Genomic DNA, 18,998 nt, shown 5'->3' with positions numbered 1-18,998 from the left:
CCGCGCCAGCCGGGGCGCGTTTCCCAGGTCTTTTCGAGGCGGCGCAGCGTCTCCTCGTCGAGCGGGGCGATTCCCGTTTCCGGCACGCGCGAGAGACGGCCCGCGCGGGGGCGTTGCGGCACGGCGGCGCTGGCGGGGCGTTCGGGCGCGCCATGGGCGGAGGGGGAGGCCGGGATGTCGTTCATGTCACTGGAGTGTGTCGAGCCATGCGCCGAGATCGCTGGCCTCGGCGGGGGTGAGGGCGATGTCGGGCATTAACGATTCGGGCTTGATCTGCTGGGCATGCGCGACCCAGTCGAGCCGGTTGGCCGGCGTGTTGGCGAGCGTGCCCGCCGCGATCAGACGACGCGAAGCGAGATGGGTGAGATCAGGCGCCTGTTCGCCTGCGGCCTGCGTGCCGCGCACCGTGTGGCAGCCCGCGCAGCGCGCCGCGAAGCGTTGCTCGCCGCGCTGCGCCGCGCCGCTTTGCGCGCTCGCCGCGGGTTTTTGCTGGGCCGCGAGCCAGCGCGCGAAGTCGGCGGGCGCTTGCGCCACCACTTCCATCGCCATGTGCGCGTGCTGCGGTCCACAGAACTGCGTGCACTGCCCGCGCCATACCCCGGGATGGTCGGCCTGAAGCCATTGGTGATTGACCTGGCCGGGAATGGCTTGCGTTTTGCCCGCGAGCGCGGGCACCCAGAACGCATGCACGACGTCGGCGCTCTTCAGATCGACGCGCACGGGTTCGCCCGTGGGTATGTGGATCTCGTTGGCCGTTTCCAAGGTCGTGCCCCCGGGCGTTCGATAGGTCACTCTCCACCACCAGTCGTAAGCCGTCACGGTCACGGTAAGCGAGGGCGCGCGCGGCGGCTCGGCGACCGCGGCCAGCACGCGCAGCATGCCCACGAGCGCGCCGAGGAGCAGCACCGACGAAATCGCCGTGCCGACGGCGACGATGCGATTCGCGGTGCGCTCGCCTTCCTCGTCGGCGACGTTCGCCTGCGGCATGGCTTCGTCCTGCGGGACGGCGTCGCGGCGTCGGCGCAGCGCCATGAACAGCAGCAGCGCGATCACGATGCATACGGCGATGCACAGCGCGGCGAGAGCCCAGTCGAGCACCCGCACCGGAGCCGCCGCGGGCCCCGCGCTGTGCAGGAAATACGCGAGCGGGGTCATGGCCGCGGCGGCAGCATCGGCATCCGGAGGATTTGCGCACGGCGCGTTGCAGTGGCGGACATGGCACGGGACATCGGTTTACTCCTCGACTGCGCCTCACGGGCTTGCGCTGCGCGTGCGCACTCCGCATGCCCATCTCCCCCGTATCGCACTGCAGGCGGGCATGAGCACTGCGCCACCTCGTGGTCCTCTACCTCGTTCACGGAGATACGCCATGCAATGCTTCCACGACGTCCCCCGCTTTTCACGCGCCGTGGCGGTGCCCGCCACGCAGCCGCCCAAGCACGATCCCGGCCGGGACGCGGAGCCCGACGAACGCCAGCCCGGCGCTCCGCAAGCGGACCCGCACGAACTGCCGGACCTGCCGGAACCGGCCGAAGTTGGCGAGGATGGCTAACGAACGCAGTGCGCAATACCGCGCGCCGCCAGTGCGGCGCGCGGCCGTCACTTGTGGTTCTTCTTCGGAATCTTCGCGCCGGACTTGCGCGCCTGATTGAGCGCGATGGCGACGGCCTGCTTCTGCGACTTGCCCTGCTTCACTTCCGTCTTGATGTTCTTCGATATCGATTCGCGCGTTTTTCCCTTGCTGAGCGGCATGACGACCTCCTTTCAAAAGTCGTCCTTTCGAACGCACGACGCGTGCCCGCGCGCTCACAATTCACCGCGCGCGGCCTTTGCCATGATGCGGCGGTGCGGCAGGCGATGGCCTGAACGGTAAGCGACGGATCCACGCTGCCCACGGTCGGAAACACGGAGCCGTCACAGATCCAGAGGTTCGGGAGCCTATAGCAATAGCCGCCGTGAAAGTCCTTGCCCTTGTCCTCGTAGTTCCATTGCCCGGTGAGCGAGGGCGGCCCTTGTACCAGCGGATTTAGAAGGCGCAAACGTGCGGACCGCGACGAGCGGCAACGAGGCGCCGTCGTTGCTCGATGGCCCGGCGCCGGATCTCGTGCTCTCCGGTCTGGGCATGCCGGGCCCGGACAGGCTCGGGTTCATCGGCAGGCTGCGCCGCGCCCGGCGCGAGCAGGTGATCGGCGTCGCGCGGAGGGGCTTTGGCCAGGAAGCCGACGTTCAGGAGGCCGAGCGGGCTTTCGCAATGCGGGCCGGAACGCCGCACCGGACGGCACGCACGGCTATCGGATACGCGTCCACCTGCACCAGTCGTGGTGGTCGAGGTTGCGCAGCAGGTTTGCGCGCCGCCGTTCGCGGCGATAGTGCGCGATCACGGCCATGGCCGCGACGATCAGGACCATAACGCCGGCAGCGGTTCCCAGTTGCAACATGTCCATGTTCCTCTCCGTCACGGCTGGGCTGTTCGTAGCGTGCGTTCCGCGCCAGCGCTTCAAGGGAAAAGCGACGCGCACGAAGGGTGGCGCTGGACGCGGACGCAAAAGAGATTAGCCGACAGCGTACCCGAATTGAACGGCGCGAGTCCGTACGGATGCCCGTGGTTATGGATACCGGGGCTGTCATGACGATGACTTACGCGACGTTTATGGCGCGATCGAGTCGTTCGTGAAGCACTCCATGGTCTCGTTGAGGTCGTGCCGCGCGACCAGGTTGTGCCGCCTGCGCAATCGGGAAGAACAGGACAGGCAGCGGCCCGGCCGCAGGCTGCAACCCGCCGGGTAGCCGGGGCGCGGCGTGCGCGGTGCGACTCGTCGAGCGTGCCGGCCACGTCCGTGGCATATCGTTGCGCCCTGAGCAAAGCCGCGACCGAGTCGCGCAGCGATTCGAGCGATTCCAGCGAACCGGACACCACGACGCATCTCGATCACTCGAGATCGCGCGTCTCGAGCTCTACCGACCGGCCTCCGTTTTTCTGCAGCGCGCGCCGCGCCGCCTGCTCGATGCCGGGGCGGTTTGCCTCGAATGCGCTCAACAGCGCATGCGCCGAGGTGCCGGTGTTGCCGAAGCGATCGTTCAGCGCATCGAGCGATACGCTGCACCATACCGGCTGGTCGTCGACCTGGGCTTCGAACGCGACGCGCGCCGCCGCCACGGCGTGACGGCGGCCTGTAAATTCGATTCTCATCTCGGTCCTCCGCTTTAAGGGCATTGACAAGCGGGCGGCAGCAGGCCGCGCTCCTGGGTTCAGGGCGTGCTATTTCTATTTCGCCTTTGCTGCGCTCGCGGGGTCGCTGCGCATCATTTGATCGTCCGTCGCGGGACCTTTGGTTTTTTTCATCGGCATGTTGTCGGGGTTGGATGCGCTCGTGGCGCCCGAAGCCGCGACGGGCGGTTTCGCCATGGGCGCAGCCGGAGGTGGCGCGGGGCTCCCCGCCAGCGCACTCGCGACGACGCACGCGGCGGACAGCGGCAACAACGCGATCGCACCCCAAGCCAGGGCGGGACGAGACTTCATGGCTTCTCCCGTGTCTTTTCGATGGGTCGTGCTTCAGTGCGGGCATTCGCGAACCGCATGCCCGCAAGCGTGATCGTGCCCGTGCGCCATGCGGTCAAACAACGCCGACAAATCGATGCCGGCGTAGTTGCGCAGCGAAGAAACGGGCTATCAGTAGCGCAGCGGCGCAGTAGCGAAATGATCGGCTTCATTCGCACGCGTTCTAAATCTCTTTCGTCGGCAGGGTCTTTCGCATCGCGCGTGCCCGCTTGCCACGTTTCGCTTAAACCTTGGGCATGCCAGGGTTTTCGCACTGGTCTTAGAATGAGATCGTGAGTGCAAAGGAGACCGTAATAAAGTCATGGATACACACGCGACCAGGATCGAAGAATTGCTTCGACGGGAATACCGGCACGGCTTCGTTTCGGACGTGCAGTCCGACACGTTGCCGCGCGGGCTGTCCGAAGAGGTCATACGGCTCATCTCCGAACGCAAGCAGGAACCCGCGTTCATGCTCGAATGGCGGCTCGCTGCGTACCGGCATTGGCTCACGATGAGCGAACCGCGTTGGGCGAGCGTCGAGCATGCCCCTATCGACTATCAGGACATTGCTTACTATTCCGCGCCGCACACGCAGGCCACGCGACCGAAAAGCCTCGCGGAAGTCGATCCCGAACTGCTCCGCACCTACGAGAAGCTCGGCGTGCCGCTGCGGGAGCGCGAAGTGCTCGCAGGCGTGGCGGTGGATGCGGTGTTCGACAGCGTATCGGTGGCGACGACGTTCCGCCGGCAGCTTGGCGAGCTGGGCATTGTGTTCTGCTCGTTTTCGGAAGCAGTGCGCGATTATCCGGACCTCGTGCGCCAGTATCTCGGCTCGGTCGTGCCCTACACCGACAACTTCTTCGCGACCTTGAATTCGGCCGTATTCAGCGACGGCTCGTTCTGCTATATCCCGCCTGGCGTGCGCTGCCCGATGGAACTGTCCACGTATTTCCGCATCAACGCGCGCAACACGGGCCAGTTCGAACGCACGCTCATCGTGGCCGACAAGGGCGCTTACGTCAGCTATCTGGAGGGGTGCACGGCCCCGGTGCGCGACGAAAACCAGTTGCATGCGGCCGTGGTGGAACTCGTCGCGCTGGAGGGCGCGCAGATCCGCTATTCGACGGTGCAGAACTGGTATCCGGGCGACGCGCAGGGGCGCGGCGGCATCTACAACTTCGTGACGAAGCGCGGCGACTGCCGCGAAGCCGACTCGAAGATCTCGTGGACGCAGGTCGAAACCGGCTCCGCCATCACGTGGAAATACCCGAGCGTGATCTTGCAGGGCGACAACTCGATTGGCGAGTTTTATTCGGCGGCGCTCACCAACCATCGTCAGCAGGCCGACACCGGCACGAAGATGGTTCACATCGGGCGCAATACGCGCAGCACGATCATTTCGAAAGGCATTTCGGCGGGCCGCGGCAGGAATGCTTATCGCGGACTCGTGAAAATGGCGCGCCCGGCGGACTATGCGCGCAACTATACCCAGTGCGATTCGCTGCTGCTAGGCGACCGGTGCAGCGCGTTCACGTTTCCCTATATCGAGGTGAAGAACCCGAGCGCAAAGGTCGAGCACGAAGCCTCGACGTCGCGTATCGGCGAAGACCAGTTGTTCTATTGCCGGCAACGCGGCATTTCGGAGGAGGACGCGGTGTCGATGATCGTCAACGGCTTTTGCAAGGACGTGCTCAAGGCGCTGCCAATGGAATTCGCCGTCGAAGCGCAGAAGCTGCTGGGCGTGAGCCTGGAAGGCAGCGTAGGTTGAGAGGGAGAGATGCATGCTGGAAATTCGCAATCTGAGTGTCGAGGTCGAAGAGAAGCCGATCCTGCGCGGTCTCGATCTGCGTGTGAACGCGGGGGAGGTTCACGCGATCATGGGGCCGAACGGCTCCGGCAAGAGCACGCTTGCCCATGTGCTGGCCGGGCGCGAGCATTACGTGGTCACGGGGGGCAGCGTGCAGTACGACGGCTGCGACCTGCTCGCGCTCGCGCCCGACGAACGGGCACGCCGGGGGATCTTTCTCGCCTTTCAGTATCCGGTGGAAATACCGGGCGTCAGCAACATCTATTTGCTGAAGGCGGCGCTCAATGCGCAGCGCAAGCAGCGAGGCGAAGCAGAACTCGACGCCATGGATTTTCTCGCGCTCGTCAAAGAGAAAATGGCGGATATGGAGATGCGCGAAGACATGTTGTACCGCGGCGTGAACGAAGGGTTTTCGGGCGGCGAGAAAAAGCGCAACGAAGTGCTGCAGATGAGCGTGCTCGCGCCGCGTCTGTCCATTCTCGACGAAACCGACTCCGGCCTCGATATCGACGCGCTTCAGGTGGTCGCGCGTGGTGTGAACCAGATGCGCAGTAAAGACCGCGCGATTGTGCTGGTGACGCACTACCAGCGGCTGCTCGATTACATCGTACCGGACCACGTGCATGTGCTCGCGCAGGGGCGCATCGTGCGCTCAGGCACACACGAGCTTGCGCAGGAACTGGAGCGCAAAGGCTATGGCTGGCTCGGCGACGAGGACAAGGTGGGTGCGGCTACCGGGGCCACTGCCGCGCCCGACGCGGGCCCGCGCGCCACGCGCTAACGCGGCGACGCGATGCACGCTACGGCAAGGATCAACGATGACTGAATCAATGCGAGAGCATTACCGCGAGGCATTTCGCACGATGGCGGGCACGCTGGCGGGCGTGGAGCTGCCGTGGCTGCGCAAGGCACGGCGGCACGCGTTCGACCGCTTCGAGACGCTAGGCTTTCCCGGTACGCAACTCGAGCAATGGAAATACACGAACGTGATGCCCATAGCGAAACCGCATTGGCATTTTGCCCCCGCTGACGGCGCGGACACGGATCTCGCCCGCCTCGCCGATGAGCTCGTGCCCGGGGACGCCGCGGCGCGCATCGTGTTCGTGAACGGCCGTCATGCACCAAAGCTGTCTTCGGTTCCGTCGTTGCCGGAAGGGGCCTTCATTGGCACGCTGACGCAGGCAATGCGAAGGATTCCGGAACGACTCGAAGCCATCATGACGCAGCGCGTGCCGGAAGACGGCTTTGCCGCGCTGAACGGCGCATTCCTCAACGACGGCTATGTGGTCGCGCTGCCGCCGGGCTGCGAGATCGACTGGCCGTTGCACGTGCTTTTCTTCAGCAGCGAGGCGGCGCTCGCCATGCATCCGTTCAACGCGGTGCTGGCGGAACGGGGCGCGCGGTGCTCGATCGTCGAGCAGTTCGTCGGCATCACGGACGAAGCCTATCTCGTCAACACGGCCACGGAGATCGTCGCCGACGAGGAGGCCGACGTTCAGCATTGCCGTATCCAGCAGGAAGCCCGCAGTGCGTTTCATATCGCCCGTGTGGGCGTTTCGCAGCGCCGTGCGAGCCACCTGCGCTCGCATTCGTTCGCGTTCGGCGGCGCGTTGTCGCGCACCGAAATCGACACGCGGCTCGACGCGGAGGACGCGCTGGCCGAACTGAACGGCCTGTATTTCGTCAGCGCGAAGCAGCACGTCGATCACCACACGCGCATCGATCACGAAAAGCCGCGCGGTACGAGCCGAGAATATTATCGGGGCGTGCTCGACGGCGCCTCGCATGGCGTGTTCGACGGCCGCGTGATCGTCCGCCAGGATGCGCAGCAGACCAACGCGCATCAGGGCAACGACAATCTGCTTCTTTCGCGCCACGCCGAGGTCGATACGAAGCCGCAACTGGAGATTCACGCCGACGACGTGAAATGCACGCACGGCGCGACCGTCGGCCAACTCGACGAGCGTCCGCTTTTCTACCTTCGTTCGCGAGGAATCGACGAACGCATCGCACGCGCGCTGCTCGTGTGGGCGTTCGCGCGCGAGAGCGTGGAGCGCGTGGAAAGCGCCGCGCTGCGTGGCAGGCTCACGCAGCAACTGCTCGCGCGACTGCCTGGCGGCGAATACCTGCGAGGACTGTCATGAACCTGCTCGAACCGGTGGGCAGTCCCGAGACTGAAACGGTGGCACGCTGGCGCGGCGACTTCCCGATTCTGCGCGAAAGCGTGCACGGCAAGCCGCTCGTCTACCTCGACAATGCCGCGACCACGCAAAAGCCCACGAGCGTGATCGCCGCCGAACAGGCCTATTACGAGCATGACAACGCCAACGTGCATCGCGGCGTGCACCTGCTCTCGCAGCGCGCCACCGACGCTTACGAAGGCGCCCGCTCGCGGATTGCGCGCTTCGTGCGCGCGGCGCGCGAGCAGGAGATCGTGTACACGCGTGGCACCACCGAAGCGATCAACCTGGTGGCGCAAAGTTACGCGCGGCCACGTCTTGCACCCGGCGATGAAATCCTCATCAGCGCCATGGAGCACCATTCGAATATCGTGCCGTGGCAACTCGTCTGCGAGCAGACAGGCGCGCTGCTCAAGGTCGCGCCGATCCGCGACGACGGCACGCTGGACATCGACGCGTACGAACGCATGCTAGGTGCGCGCACGCGCATGGTGGCGATCGCGCATGCGTCGAATGCGCTGGGAACGGTCAATCCCGTAGCGCGGCTCATCGGGCTTGCCCACGCGCGCGGCGTACCGGTGCTGCTCGACGGCGCACAGGCAATTGCGCATTTGCCTGTGGACGTGGCCACGCTCGATTGCGACTTCTATGCGTTCTCGGGGCACAAGATTTATGGCCCGACCGGCATCGGCGTCCTCTATGCGAGGGCGGCGCTGCTGGAAGCCATGCCTCCATGGCAAGGCGGCGGCGACATGATCCGCGCCGTGACGTTCGAAAAGACCGAGTACAACGCAATACCGTGGCGCTTCGAAGCGGGCACGCCGAACATTGCCGGCGCGATCGGGCTGGCTGCGGCGCTCGACTATGTGAGCGTGATCGGCGTGGAAGTGGCGCAGCGGCATGAGGCCGACCTGCTCGCCTACGCGGACGACGCATTGCGCTCGCTGCCGCATGTGCAGATGATAGGGACTGCAAAGGAAAAGCTCGGAATCTTGTCGTTCGTCATGGAGAACGCGCACGCACACGACATCGGCACGATACTCGACCAGTGCGGCGTGGCCGTGCGCACGGGGCATCACTGCGCGATGCCGGTCATGGCGCGCTATGGCGTGCCGGCCACTGTGCGCGCGTCGCTTGCGCTCTATAACACGCGCGCCGACATCGACGCGCTGCTGGACGGCCTCGCACGCGTGCGGGAGGTGTTCCGGCTATGAGCGATCTGCGAGACCTGTATCAAGAGACCATTTTCGACCACTACCGGCACCCGCGGAACTGCCACGCCGTGCCCGGTGCGAACCGGTACGCCGGGGGGTACAACCCGCTGTGCGGCGACCGCGTCACGCTGTACCTGCGCATCGAGGACGGTATCGTCAAGGACGTCGGCTTCGAGGGTGTGGGATGCGCAATCGCAACGGCTTCGGCCTCCTTGATGACGGAGGCGCTCAAGGGGCGCACCGAGGCTGAAGTCGAGGCGCTGTTCGAACGCTTTCACGCCATGGCGACGGCGCCCGCAGACCAGCCGGCAGCGCAGGAGGGGCTTGGCAAGCTGTCGGTGCTGGCGGGCGTGCGCGGGTTTCCCGCCCGCATCAAGTGCGCGACACTCGCGTGGCACACGCTGCACGCCGCGTTGCGTAACGGGAGCGGTACCGTGTCCACCGAATGAGGGCGAGCGACCAGGGAGCGACAGGACGATGGATACCAGAGAATCGCTTGAAAAGCGCGGCGGGCCGGAATTCGCCGCAGGCGCGTTACGCGAGCGCGTGATCGACGCATTGCGCACGGTGTTCGATCCCGAGATACCCGTCAATATCTACGATCTGGGGCTCGTCTATGAACTGGATGTCGATGCGCAAACGGGTTCCGTGTCGATCCACATGACGTTGACCGCGCCGGGATGCCCGGTTGCGCAAACCTTCCCGGCGACGGTCGAGCAATGTGTGGATGCCGTGGAGGGCGTGAGCGAGGCGCGCGTCGAACTGGTCTGGGACCCGCCGTGGACACGCGCGCGCATGTCCGAGGCGGCGCTCCTGCAACTGGGGATGCTTTGACATGGCCGATTGGGTGAATGTCGCGCCATATGGCGATTTCCCGCCGGGCTCGGTTCGCAGCGTCGAGGTGGACGGCGCGCAGGTCGCGGTGTTCAATCTCGACGGAACCTGCTACGCGATCGAAGATACGTGCCCGCACGACGGCGGCGTTCTTACCGGCGGCGCCGTGGAGGGCGACGTGGTGGTTTGTCCGCGACATGGCGCGCGCTTTTGCATCAAGACTGGGAAGGTCCTCGCGCCGCCGGCATACGAGGACGTTGCGACATTCGCGGTGCGCGTGGAGGCTGGCGTCGTGCAGGTGCGAGATTCGCGATGGGACGAGGGCGCCTTCTGAGCGCGGCGCGGCGTCGAGCCGGTTGCGTCCTTGGGGGCGACTGAATGAAATGCAGCAATACATTCGGCCAGGTTAGTGTGCCCGTGTCGGCACAAGCTTTGCGCGCATCGAGGGAACGCCGGATGTGCCGATGTCGGCGCGCGGTGTGCGCCGCATTCGTCGAGAGGCATCCATGAGAGCTTTGATTCAATTTGCGGCGGCCGCAGTGGCGGGCACGCTCGTCATGTTCTATCTGGACCCCGTTTCGGGATCGCGTCGGCGGGCGGGATTGCGCGCAAGCGCGCTTTCGCGCCGTCATGGATTCGGCGGCGCGCGTAACGCTGCCAGCGAGCCTCGTCAAAGCGAGGAGGGCGAACTGGCCGGGCCAGGCGGGGGCATCGGCTCCGCGCCATGAGCGCGCAGCAAGTGTCTTGCGCGGGAGGAGGTCGTGGAATCGGAACGCAATGACGCACACCCGAACGCGAATGGCTAATTTCACCGGCCCAGCCGGACTAGCCTGCAATTTTCACGCGCGCGCATGAACAGACAGACGGACGAGCGGCAACGTCTGTCTGGTGCGCGGCTTGCACGACACACTGCGCGAGCGCCCCGGCGAAGCGCGCCTCGAACGCTTCGTTGGCGTAATCTATCGACCGTAGAAGGAGCTGCACCGCCAATGCACGCACGCGACGCCCCCGATCAGTTCGACGGCAACGCGTGGTTCGATACGGCGCGCGCCATCGACGCGCTCGCCATGCGCGCGGCCGAGCGCCGGCCGGTTCCGTATCCGGTCGGTAAATGACGTTCGCCGCCGCTCCTCGCGACTTGTCCCCCACGAGAAAGGAGTGCGTCATGCCTGCTGGTATCCCTCATCTGAACGATCGCATTGCGCTGGTGACCGGCGCGTCGCGAGGCATCGGTCGCGCCATTGCGCTCGCGCTTGCAGGGGCCGGTGCGGCGCTCGCCGTGAACTACCGGCAACGCGAGGCGGAAGCCGCCCATGTCGTCGCGCAGATCGAAAGCGCCGGGGGCCGCGCGATCGCGGTACGCGCCGACGTATCGGCTGCAGACGAGGTCGCGCACATGATCGACGAAGTGGAGAAGCGCCTGGGCGTGATCGACGTGCTCGTGAACAATGCGGGAACGGGCACGGTGTGCGACATCGACGCGCTTACGGAAGCCGAATTCGACCGTACGCTCGCCGTCAACCTCAAGTCGGCGTTTCTCTGTACGCAAGCGGTGCTGCCCGGCATGCGCGCGCGCCGCTGGGGACGCATCGTCAATCTTTCGTCGGCGGCGGCGCGTGGCGGCGGGCTCGTCGGCGTTCACTACAACGCGTCGAAAGCAGGCGTCGAAGGGTTGACGCGCGGCTATGCGGCCCGCGTGGCCCGCGACGGAATCACGGTGAACGCCGTGGCGCCGGGGCCCATCGACACCGAAATGGCCGCGCCGCTGAAGGCGTCGAACGTGGCGGAGCGGCTGCCCGTCGGGCGCCTGGGCGAAGCAGACGAGGTCGCGCAAGCCGTGCTGATGGTGACGGGCAATGCTTTCGTCACGGGGCAGACGATCGCCGTGAACGGCGGCGTGAATTTCATTTAAAGTCCGGCTTGTTTGCTAACCGGCGCATGGGCGCCGGTTAATTCGTCGTACTTGATTTTCTGCTCGTTGCACTCGTATCGACGCCTGACGAGGCAATCGAAAATATTTCGTAAGGAGTCTGACGCCAGGCATTCATACCTCGATGCTCTAATGCTACAGCCGTGTAGCCCCCCGCATTCCGCCGGCAAGACGCCGCAATGCGGACCGGATCCGCCCTGTGCATCGGCTCCGCGGTGATCCCGACAATACGAAACCAACCTGGAGCCGAATATGCAATGGCGTCATATAGCAGCGGGTTCGCTCGCAGCCGCAGCATTCGCATCGACAGTTGCGTGGAGTGCCGGTGACGATCATGACAAGAGCGGGCCGCATGAAATTCGCACGGCCACTCCGATCAAGCATCTGGTCGTGATTTACGGCGAGAACGTCTCGTTCGATCACTATTTCGCGACTTATCCGCACGCGGGCAATCCGTCCGGCGAGCCGGCATTCCATGCGCAGCCGGGCACGCCCGAGGTGAATGGCCTTTCGGGTGCACTGCTGACGAAGAACCCGAATTTCACGAATGCGGCCAATGGCGCGGGCGCGGCCAATCCGTTCCGCCTCGACCGTACGCAAGCGGCCACCGCCGACCAGAATCACGCATACACAGCGGAAGAGCAGGCATACGACAACGGCGCGGCCGATCTTTTCCCGAAGTACACGGGTAATGGCACGAGCGGCGGAGCCGGCGCCTTCGGCACGACCGGCCAGGTGATGGGCTATTACGACGGCAACACGGTCACGGCACTGTGGAATTACGCGCAGCGCTTCGCGATGAGCGACAACGCCTATACGTCGACTTATGGGCCGTCCACGCCGGGCGCGCTCGAAGTCGTCTCGGGGCAAACCAACGGTATGAAGGTTGTGCTGACAACCAGGCAGCCTTCGACTGCCGGGTCGTACTATGTGAACGACGGCCAGGGCGGGTTCACGATGATCAACGACGTCGACCCGGCCTACGACTCCTGTTCGAGCACGACCGATACCGCGATGATGTCCGGCAAGAATATCGGCGACCTGCTGAACGCGCGCAACATTTCGTGGGGCGGCTTCATGGGCGGTTTCAACCTCACGACGGTGAACGGCAACGGCACGACCGGCTGCAAGCGCAGCACGCTCTCGACCGTCGTCGGCGCCGCCACGGCCGACTATATTCCGCACCACAACTGGTTCCAGTACTACGCGTCCACGTCCAATCCCAAGCATTTGCGCCCCAGCTCGCTCGCGGCGATCGGGCATAGCGTGGGCCGAGATGGCAATCCGGACCCGGCCAATCACCAGTACGACAGCGACGACTTCTTCAACGCCGTGAAGGCGGGCAATTTCCCGGCAGTGAGTTTTCTCAAGGCCCCGGCGTACCAGGATGGTCACGCCGGATATTCGGATCCGCTGGACGAGCAGGCTTTCGTCGCGAAGGTGGTCAACTTCCTGCAGGAGCAAAGGGACTGGGACGACACCGCCGTGATCGTGGCATGGGATGACTCCGATGGCTGGTACGACCATGCTTACGCGTTGCCGACGAGCGCCTCATACGATGCGGTCGCCGACCAGCTTACCGCGCCCGGCATCTGCGGCACGGGTTCGGCGCGCGACGGCCTGAACGGCAAGCCCGTGAACGGCCGCTGCGGTCCGGGCACGCGCATCCCGTTTGTCGTGATCTCGCCGTGGGCGAAGGAGAATTACGTCGACCATACGCAGATCGACCAGGCTTCGGTGGTGCGCTTCATCGAAGACAACTGGCTTGACGGCAAGCGTATCGGCGGCGGTTCGTTCGACGCGTCGGCGGGCAGCATCACGGGCATGTTCGACTTCGATCGCCGCGGCAAAGGCCACAACGACCGCAAGCTGTTCCTCGATCCGGCCACCGGCGTCGCGCTCGACAAGGCCCCGAAGATCTGACGCGCGCGACTGCCTGTGCAGGCATGAAGGGAGTGCGCCCTTGCGCGGCTAAAAAAAGCCGGGGCGCGCTCCTTTTTTTGTTCGCTTGTCAGGCGGGGTGGGAAGCTTGTCCGTCATCGCCCAACGGGCGCACGTCGTCGTATTCGCGCGAAATGTCCTTGTTCGTGAAATCGCCCAGGCGCCACGCGGCAAAGAAGCCGACCGGAAATATGTCCGAATAGCGGAATGTTCGCGAATTGCCGCGCGGCGGTAGCCAGCACCGCGGCGTGCCTGAGTTCGCGCGAAACGTGCAACGTCGTCACACCATAGGTGAAAACGAAAGCGGTATAGATATAAAACGGTGCCTGCCCGGCCATACGCGATAGAGCCGAAAGCAGGATGTCCCTCGGCAGGCTGCGAATCATCATCTCGCGCTCGGCGAGGAGCTTCGCGAATATCGGCATGTCGAGAATGGTCAGGCGGATAGACCGGCCGATGACGGCCGGCATTATCTGCCACTGGCGGCCGCGCTCGCTTTTCCGGCGCCTGTTGTTCGCGTTCCGGCCGTGGCGGCGGTGGCGGCCGTGCTTTGCGCCTTCGCTGTCATGTGTTCTGCGATCAGTTCCGTTTGAAACCGGTTGATCGTGTCGGGGTCCGTAAAGATGGTTTGCGTATTGTTTTGCGCCTTGTACCCCTTACCGCCGGGCATACCCTTGATGACGAACGTCCCCTCGCCAGCCGCCGACCAGTTCGTCGAGCCTTCGCCGCCGACGCGGCCGTCGGCCACGAATCCTTTCGTGTGGCTGATCTGGTGGGTCGCCGATTGTCCGATCACAAAGTACGTGTTGAATCTGGCAGGATTCTGCGCGATATCGGAATCGAGAAGCTTCTTTTCGTGAACGCCGCCCGCCTGGCTTTTGTCGAGCGTAATCATCATGGTGATGCTCGGGTCGAGGGCTTGCTGCATGAGGATATCGTTGAGTTCCTCGTCGTCGAAGCCGAACATGTTCATATACAGCGAAACGCTTGCGCGAGACAGGACATACTTCAGGATCTCGTGAACGTCGTCGCGTCCGACGTAGAACAGGTGAAAGTCCTTGCTCGCCGTGCTCGAGTAGCTTTTCTCGCGCGTGTATTGCTGCAGTTCGGTCAGGTCGAATGTCTGCAGGGTTTGCGTAACGTCGTCTATGACGTTGCTTTTACTCTTGCTCTTGCTGATGCTCGATGACATGGCGTGCTCTCCTCGCGTGGCAATGAAGGGTCCGGGCGGCGCCGAGCGCCGCTACCTCGTATTCGAACTCGCGGGAACAGGGGTAAACGTACAGTTTGGACTTCTATGCGTTTTGTCCTTGCAGCATGCGAGGAGCGCGTCGACCGATCTGACGTTGGCCTCGTTCCACTGTGCCTCGCTCATGGTGTTGTCGGTCGGCATCCAGTGGCTAAGCGGATAGCGGTTGGCGTGCGCGTCGTTTCCGGGTGCCGATAGCCGGCCCGCCGAGAGGCCGATATATACCCGACAGCTCTGGTCGCTTCCAATCCGGTGGCAACCAATGCAAGCGTTTCCCGGCGTCGTGATCGTCGTGGGGCGATACGCCGAAAACGCCGCGCCGATGTTCGAATATCGTCCCAAGGGATCGGTGGGAATCTTGTCCCAGACTTGCCCGATATACGGGCTGAATATGAACGGTCCCGCATCGTGGCAGGCGATGCAGGTGGGCTTTGCCGCGGCGATTCTTGCCGGCGTCGTCCAGAATTCGACGGCCGAGGGATGGCCGGACGGCGGCGTTTTCTCGCTGGGCGGCGGCACGCGCGAAGCGTCGATTCCGTTTGCGCGCGCGCGCGATTGAAACCAGCAGGTCTTGCCGTTGCCCGAGTGATGCGCCACGACGACCACTTCGTCATACAGTGGATCCTTGTCGGCGCGCAGCGCGTTTCGGCGGCAGTATGCGGAGATCTGCGTATTGCCCCGCGAGAGATTCAGAATCTTGGAGTAGGGCAGGCATTGCCCGGCAGCGTCAGCGGTCGGGTGAAGCAGCGAGGGTTTATCGCACAGTTTCGGGGCGTCTCCTTGCGCGGGCGGCTTGCCGTCCACCGTAATGGGAATGTCCGTTCCGTCGTTGCAATCGAATGGCGGGATTTCGCCAATTTCCCTCGCGCATTGCTCGCCATATTCGAGCAATGACTGCTCGCGCGCGATTGCCGCAAGCGGTATCGCGGCGATACAGCACAAGGCGGCCAGGCGAATGAAGACACGCATCTTCACGCTCCGCGTTTCATTTGCATTTGCGCGACTTTGCGGATCGCTTCCCGGTACTTCACGTAACCCGTGCAGCGGCACAGGTTTTCGCCGACCCATGCATCGATTTCCGTTTCGAGTTGATCGGCGCTCATGCGGTACGTCTTCAGATGCTCGAGCATGGCCGTGGCCGCCATCAGGAAACCTGGGGTGCAATAACCGCATTGAAATGCGAAAGATTCGAGGAAGGTTTGCTGCAACGGCGAGAGCCGTGCGCCGTCCGCCAGGCTTTCGACCGTATAGATGTACTGATTCGCCGCAGCGCTGACCGGCGTGACACATGCCAGGGTTTTTTCCATTAGCGCATCGTGGCGGCTGCGCACGCCGACCGTGCACGCGCGGCACACGCCGATGCCGCAGCAAACCTTCGTGCCCGTCAGGTCGAGGCGCTCGTGAAGGAATTCGGCGAGGCTCATGTCGGTATCGGCGGCAACGACCGTGACCGGCCGTCCGTTCACGTGAATCTTCACCTCGGCTGTGCTCATTTGAGGGCCTCGCGGATCTGGTCGGGCGTGACGGGCGTTTGCCTGAAGCGGTGCCCCGTGGCCATGGCGAGCGCATTGAGCAGTGCCGGTGCGATCGGGCACATCACCGCCTCGCCGATTCCGCGCGCGCTATGGCGCTCCTTTTCTGCGGGCGGCGGCAACGTAACGAGCTCCTGGGACGGAACATCCGTCATTTGCGTGATGAGGTACTGGTCGAGATTCCATTTGCCGTTTCCGGGGCCCCGATCGCCGAGCGGACAACTTTCGCTCAGCACGTTGCCGATCGCCATGGCGACCGCCCCTTGCGATTGCCCCTCGACGATCTCGCGGCAGATGATCCGGCCGGCGCTGAGCGTCGTGACGACATGTTCGACCTTCACGCGGCCGCTATCGGGGTTGACGGCGACGGCGACAAGCGCGGCGGCTGGAGCATAGTTGGTTCGTCCATAGCCGACGGCGTCGTGCGGCGAGATCAGTTCGCCGTGCGGCAAGCTTTTGAGCGTGTTCGTGTCGGGGCCCACCGCGACGAAGTCGCAGTCCATGTCGGCGGGCCCCGATTTGAACGTGTACTTGCTCCTCCAGAAGCCGCCCGCATAGGTTACGTGTACGGCTGCCACAACGGGCAACTGCATGCGATTGATCCTGTCGAGCAACGCAGTCCAGATAATTGGCGAGCGGCCAGCGGCAGTCAGTTTCCCATTGGTCCACTTGAGATCGTGCAGTTCGATACGCGGGTTGCCCCATATTTCCCGCGCCGCGGGCAGCGCGCTCTGCAGCATCAACGCCATGGCCGCGCGATCCACGGCCTGAAAATGGTGGAATGCGCCGAGGCAGGCGCTCGACGAACCGAACGGACCCGAAATGGAATAGCTTCGGTCGTCGTCCGGCCATTTGCCCAGCAACCGATAGTCGAAATCCGTGATCGAGGTGAAAGCCTCGACTTCGCTCATGACGATTTCCCGGGCGTTTTGCCCGAGCCAGGTGGCGGGCGCGAGGCCCAGCGTGGTGGCCGCGCCATTGCCCATGTCGGCGTAATGGGTCAGCACGCGCAGACTGGCGTCTGGCTGGATCTGAACCATTGCGAAGACGGCGTCTTTCCCGGTTCCGTACGCCTGATTCGACATCGCGAGCCCGACGCCGTATCGCAGGCCATGCCGGTGGCGTTGCGCGCGCGTCCTCTCCCTGTCCCGCCATAACGCGTGCGTTTCCAGCCGGCCAAGCAGTTCTTCCAGTTGCAGGTCGAACAGAATGGGTGCGCCAGTCACGGTCTTGCCGCGGCCTTTGACGAGCAGATTGCCGCGACGGATATCGAATGGACTTCTGTGCAGCGATTGCGCGGCCTCGTCCATCAGCGTTTCGATGGCGAGGAAGGCTTGAGGGCCGCCGAAGCCTCGCTGCGAACCTCCGAACACCTCGGGCGTATAAGTGACCGAGCTTTGTGCAATCGCGCGCGGAATGTCGTAGCAACTCATCGCGCTCATGGCGGCTAGGTCGCCGACGGCGCCGGTGAGATTGGCTTTACCGCCGCCATTGAGCCTGAACGTGCTATCCAATGCCTGGAGTTTGCCGTCGTCGTCGAGCCAGATGGACTCCGTGAAGGCGGTTTCGGAGCGTTTCAGCCCCACCTGAAACTGCTCGTAACGTGACTGCTGCCAACGCAGCGCACCCTTCGCGAAGGGCGCCGCCAAGGCGAGGTAGAGCGGAAAATACGATTTGTCGCGGCCGCCGAATCCTCCTCCGGGGTAGCATCCTTGCACGTGAACGTGGGTTATCCTGATCTTGCTGTTGGTGAACAGGCTGCCAGCGGAGGAGGCATCGTCGCGTGGCGATTGCGTGCCGAGCACCATTTGCAGCACGCCCGATTCCGCCTGGTACCAGGCCAGTCCTGCTTCCGGCTCCATGAACATGGGATCGATTGCGGGCGTCTGAAAAGTGCCATTGAACGCGTGCCAGGCGTGGCTCGTTACCCGTTGCGCAGCGAGTGCGCGAATCTCGTCGCCCAGCGCCCTGCACCGGCTTTTGAATGCATCGGTCGGGTTGCCGGATTTGTCCGTTTCCATGTGGATGTTCGAGAACGACTTGTCGTCGTCTCGTACATAGAGTTTGGGCGCGGAAAACAAGGTTGGCGGATTTTTGTCCCTCGACACGGTTGCGCCATAGCGAATCGTCGTCTCGTTGAAGTCGAGCAACGTCTTCGCGCGTCGATAGGTATCGAAGTCTTCGAAGATCAGCAAGGCAACAGGTTGTCCATAGCAATCCGCCGGATTGCCTTCCTGCGCAAAAAGATAGATATCCTTGTTTTTCAGCGGGTCCTGCTTCGTCGCGAGATAGACGCGATTGTCGTTTAACGTCTGGTTGGATACCACTGAAATGGGCCGAAGGTGGCGCGGCAATACGCTCAGGTCGAATCCCTCCACTGTCTTGTCGACGCAATTACATCGGAGTGCGTACAACCAGTTTTCCTCTTTCGGCCAACCGTCGAAGTCGCGTGCCTTGTAGTCGCGCGCATAAATTTTTGCTCCCGTTACCTTGCGTACGCCCTCTATGCGCCAACGCGCCTTGCCCGGCTCCGGCGCCCAGTCAGGCGCGCCGGTTGCGAACTCCGGCGCGGCATGCGTGGCGGCGGCACGCTCATCAGAGCGGACCGATGCTCTCTGCGAGGAACAGGAGGCCGTCAACGCGGTGATGGAACTCACCGAGACGGTGAACGCGCCGCTCCCCACGGCCTTGAGGAATGTCCGTCGGGTGATGGGGCGATCGCAAGCCATATTGCGTCTCCAGCTTGTCCGGCAATTACGCGCGAATGGCT

Annotated in this window: 21 protein-coding genes and 2 pseudogenes; 12 read left to right on the top strand and 11 right to left on the bottom strand. The window is 63.9% G+C overall.

Going from position 1 to position 18,998, the window contains the following annotated elements; translation table 11 throughout:
- Both BLU17_RS28225 and coxB read right to left on the bottom strand, forming a co-directional pair.
- The coding region (locus tag BLU17_RS28225; protein WP_143189364.1) for a hypothetical protein at positions 1-185 on the bottom strand (185 nt) is incomplete at its 3' end.
- Between the two features lies 1 nt (position 186).
- Positions 187-1,155 (bottom strand): cytochrome c oxidase subunit II, encoded by a 969-nt coding sequence (gene coxB, locus BLU17_RS28220; protein ID WP_092004657.1) that lies wholly within the window; start codon positions 1,153-1,155, stop codon positions 187-189.
- A 214-nt stretch (positions 1,156-1,369) separates the two neighbouring features.
- Here coxB and BLU17_RS28215 point away from each other — a divergent pair, with 214 nt between their 5' ends.
- Positions 1,370-1,552, top strand: coding sequence for a hypothetical protein (locus BLU17_RS28215; protein ID WP_092004654.1), 183 nt, complete (start codon positions 1,370-1,372; stop codon positions 1,550-1,552).
- Positions 1,553-1,599: 47 nt separating this feature from the next.
- Here the strand turns inward: BLU17_RS28215 and BLU17_RS33380 are convergent, their stop codons facing one another.
- The 4 genes and pseudogenes from BLU17_RS33380 to BLU17_RS28205 all read right to left on the bottom strand — a co-directional run bounded on the left by BLU17_RS33380 (position 1,600) and on the right by BLU17_RS28205 (position 3,190).
- Positions 1,600-1,752 carry a DUF6496 domain-containing protein gene (locus BLU17_RS33380; RefSeq protein ID WP_176929220.1) on the bottom strand — a complete coding sequence of 51 codons (153 nt, stop codon included), beginning with the start codon at positions 1,750-1,752 and terminating at the stop codon, positions 1,600-1,602.
- A gap of 89 nt (positions 1,753-1,841) precedes the next feature.
- A pseudogene (locus tag BLU17_RS34040) lies at positions 1,842-1,937 on the bottom strand (GMC oxidoreductase); the annotation flags it as partial.
- Positions 1,938-2,288: 351 nt separating this feature from the next.
- The gene (locus BLU17_RS33375; protein WP_176929219.1) at positions 2,289-2,444 is read right to left on the bottom strand and encodes a hypothetical protein; all 156 of its coding nucleotides are present in this window, start codon (positions 2,442-2,444) and stop codon (positions 2,289-2,291) included.
- Between the two features lie 485 nt (positions 2,445-2,929).
- Entirely contained in the window at positions 2,930-3,190 is a 261-nt protein-coding gene (locus tag BLU17_RS28205) for a DUF1488 family protein (protein WP_092004650.1), read from the bottom strand.
- 670 nt (positions 3,191-3,860) lie between these two features.
- Here BLU17_RS28205 and sufB point away from each other — a divergent pair.
- The 11 genes from sufB (at position 3,861) to BLU17_RS28155 (ending at position 13,429) form a co-directional block, all read left to right on the top strand.
- Positions 3,861-5,309 carry a Fe-S cluster assembly protein SufB gene (gene sufB, locus BLU17_RS28195; RefSeq protein ID WP_092004644.1) on the top strand — a complete coding sequence of 483 codons (1,449 nt, stop codon included), beginning with the start codon at positions 3,861-3,863 and terminating at the stop codon, positions 5,307-5,309.
- Positions 5,310-5,322: 13 nt separating this feature from the next.
- Positions 5,323-6,129 (top strand): Fe-S cluster assembly ATPase SufC, encoded by an 807-nt coding sequence (gene sufC / locus BLU17_RS28190; RefSeq protein ID WP_092004641.1) that lies wholly within the window; start codon positions 5,323-5,325, stop codon positions 6,127-6,129.
- A gap of 37 nt (positions 6,130-6,166) precedes the next feature.
- A complete protein-coding gene (sufD, locus tag BLU17_RS28185) occupies positions 6,167-7,492 on the top strand; it encodes a Fe-S cluster assembly protein SufD (RefSeq protein WP_092004639.1) in 1,326 nt (441 codons plus the stop codon).
- Positions 7,489-8,742, top strand: a complete 1,254-nt coding sequence (locus BLU17_RS28180) for a cysteine desulfurase (protein WP_092004636.1) — start codon at positions 7,489-7,491, stop codon at positions 8,740-8,742. Before sufD ends, BLU17_RS28180 begins: the two co-directional genes overlap by 4 nt.
- A complete protein-coding gene (gene sufU, locus BLU17_RS28175) occupies positions 8,739-9,191 on the top strand; it encodes a Fe-S cluster assembly sulfur transfer protein SufU (RefSeq protein WP_092004633.1) in 453 nt (150 codons plus the stop codon). The genes BLU17_RS28180 and sufU overlap by 4 nt, the downstream gene beginning before the upstream one ends.
- Positions 9,192-9,219: 28 nt before the next feature.
- Entirely contained in the window at positions 9,220-9,576 is a 357-nt protein-coding gene (locus tag BLU17_RS28170) for an SUF system Fe-S cluster assembly protein (protein ID WP_092004631.1), read from the top strand.
- Between the two features lies 1 nt (position 9,577).
- Positions 9,578-9,910, top strand: a complete 333-nt coding sequence (locus BLU17_RS28165; RefSeq protein ID WP_092004628.1) for a Rieske (2Fe-2S) protein — start codon at positions 9,578-9,580, stop codon at positions 9,908-9,910.
- A 172-nt stretch (positions 9,911-10,082) separates the two neighbouring features.
- Positions 10,083-10,304: a hypothetical protein gene (locus tag BLU17_RS32740; protein WP_143189363.1), complete on the top strand. Its 222-nt coding sequence runs from the start codon at positions 10,083-10,085 to the stop codon at positions 10,302-10,304.
- Positions 10,305-10,565: 261 nt separating this feature from the next.
- Positions 10,566-10,691: a hypothetical protein gene (locus BLU17_RS34295; protein ID WP_281247871.1), complete on the top strand. Its 126-nt coding sequence runs from the start codon at positions 10,566-10,568 to the stop codon at positions 10,689-10,691.
- 50 nt (positions 10,692-10,741) lie between these two features.
- Positions 10,742-11,488 (top strand): SDR family NAD(P)-dependent oxidoreductase, encoded by a 747-nt coding sequence (locus tag BLU17_RS28160; RefSeq protein WP_092004625.1) that lies wholly within the window; start codon positions 10,742-10,744, stop codon positions 11,486-11,488.
- A 270-nt stretch (positions 11,489-11,758) separates the two neighbouring features.
- The gene (locus tag BLU17_RS28155) at positions 11,759-13,429 is read left to right on the top strand and encodes a phospholipase C (protein WP_092004622.1); all 1,671 of its coding nucleotides are present in this window, start codon (positions 11,759-11,761) and stop codon (positions 13,427-13,429) included.
- A gap of 203 nt (positions 13,430-13,632) precedes the next feature.
- Here the strand turns inward: BLU17_RS28155 and BLU17_RS28150 are convergent.
- From BLU17_RS28150 to BLU17_RS28130, 5 genes and pseudogenes are all read right to left on the bottom strand, one after another.
- A pseudogene (locus BLU17_RS28150) lies at positions 13,633-13,905 on the bottom strand (MFS transporter); the annotation flags it as partial.
- An 11-nt stretch (positions 13,906-13,916) separates the two neighbouring features.
- Entirely contained in the window at positions 13,917-14,639 is a 723-nt protein-coding gene (locus BLU17_RS34030) for a phospholipase D-like domain-containing protein (protein WP_245747050.1), read from the bottom strand.
- 51 nt (positions 14,640-14,690) lie between these two features.
- A complete protein-coding gene (locus BLU17_RS28140; RefSeq protein WP_245747049.1) occupies positions 14,691-15,764 on the bottom strand; it encodes a hypothetical protein in 1,074 nt (357 codons plus the stop codon).
- Positions 15,668-16,189 carry a (2Fe-2S)-binding protein gene (locus BLU17_RS28135; RefSeq protein WP_092004614.1) on the bottom strand — a complete coding sequence of 174 codons (522 nt, stop codon included), beginning with the start codon at positions 16,187-16,189 and terminating at the stop codon, positions 15,668-15,670. Before BLU17_RS28135 ends, BLU17_RS28140 begins: the two co-directional genes overlap by 97 nt.
- Positions 16,186-18,957 (bottom strand): xanthine dehydrogenase family protein molybdopterin-binding subunit, encoded by a 2,772-nt coding sequence (locus BLU17_RS28130; protein WP_092004611.1) that lies wholly within the window; start codon positions 18,955-18,957, stop codon positions 16,186-16,188. The genes BLU17_RS28135 and BLU17_RS28130 overlap by 4 nt, the downstream gene beginning before the upstream one ends.
- Between the last annotated feature and the right edge of the window lie 41 nt (positions 18,958-18,998).

This window comes from Paraburkholderia lycopersici, assembly GCF_900096975.1.
GTDB classification, from domain to species: domain Bacteria; phylum Pseudomonadota; class Gammaproteobacteria; order Burkholderiales; family Burkholderiaceae; genus Paraburkholderia; species Paraburkholderia lycopersici.
This window is presented reverse-complemented; position numbering and strand designations above follow the sequence as displayed.

Bases quoted from the DNA above. Each gene is read 5' to 3' on its own strand.
- sufC (WP_092004641.1), top strand. From the start codon at position 5,323: ATGCTGGAAATTCGCAATCTGAGTGTCGAGGTCGAAGAGAAGCCGATC.
- BLU17_RS28205 (WP_092004650.1), bottom strand. From the start codon at position 3,190: ATGAGAATCGAATTTACAGGCCGCCGTCACGCCGTGGCGGCGGCGCGC.
- BLU17_RS28170 (WP_092004631.1), top strand. From the start codon at position 9,220: ATGGATACCAGAGAATCGCTTGAAAAGCGCGGCGGGCCGGAATTCGCC.
- BLU17_RS28215 (WP_092004654.1), top strand. From the start codon at position 1,370: ATGCAATGCTTCCACGACGTCCCCCGCTTTTCACGCGCCGTGGCGGTG.
- BLU17_RS28165 (WP_092004628.1), top strand. From the start codon at position 9,578: ATGGCCGATTGGGTGAATGTCGCGCCATATGGCGATTTCCCGCCGGGC.
- sufB (WP_092004644.1), top strand. From the start codon at position 3,861: ATGGATACACACGCGACCAGGATCGAAGAATTGCTTCGACGGGAATAC.
- BLU17_RS32740 (WP_143189363.1), top strand. From the start codon at position 10,083: ATGAGAGCTTTGATTCAATTTGCGGCGGCCGCAGTGGCGGGCACGCTC.
- sufU (WP_092004633.1), top strand. From the start codon at position 8,739: ATGAGCGATCTGCGAGACCTGTATCAAGAGACCATTTTCGACCACTAC.
- BLU17_RS34295 (WP_281247871.1), top strand. From the start codon at position 10,566: ATGCACGCACGCGACGCCCCCGATCAGTTCGACGGCAACGCGTGGTTC.
- sufD (WP_092004639.1), top strand. From the start codon at position 6,167: ATGACTGAATCAATGCGAGAGCATTACCGCGAGGCATTTCGCACGATG.
- BLU17_RS33375 (WP_176929219.1), bottom strand. From the start codon at position 2,444: ATGGACATGTTGCAACTGGGAACCGCTGCCGGCGTTATGGTCCTGATC.
- BLU17_RS28180 (WP_092004636.1), top strand. From the start codon at position 7,489: ATGAACCTGCTCGAACCGGTGGGCAGTCCCGAGACTGAAACGGTGGCA.
- BLU17_RS28160 (WP_092004625.1), top strand. From the start codon at position 10,742: ATGCCTGCTGGTATCCCTCATCTGAACGATCGCATTGCGCTGGTGACC.
- coxB (WP_092004657.1), bottom strand. From the start codon at position 1,155: ATGACCCCGCTCGCGTATTTCCTGCACAGCGCGGGGCCCGCGGCGGCT.
- BLU17_RS33380 (WP_176929220.1), bottom strand. From the start codon at position 1,752: ATGCCGCTCAGCAAGGGAAAAACGCGCGAATCGATATCGAAGAACATC.
- BLU17_RS34030 (WP_245747050.1), bottom strand. From the start codon at position 14,639: ATGTCATCGAGCATCAGCAAGAGCAAGAGTAAAAGCAACGTCATAGAC.
- BLU17_RS28140 (WP_245747049.1), bottom strand. From the start codon at position 15,764: ATGGGTCGGCGAAAACCTGTGCCGCTGCACGGGTTACGTGAAGTACCG.
- BLU17_RS28135 (WP_092004614.1), bottom strand. From the start codon at position 16,189: ATGAGCACAGCCGAGGTGAAGATTCACGTGAACGGACGGCCGGTCACG.
- BLU17_RS28155 (WP_092004622.1), top strand. From the start codon at position 11,759: ATGCAATGGCGTCATATAGCAGCGGGTTCGCTCGCAGCCGCAGCATTC.
- BLU17_RS28130 (WP_092004611.1), bottom strand. From the start codon at position 18,957: ATGGCTTGCGATCGCCCCATCACCCGACGGACATTCCTCAAGGCCGTG.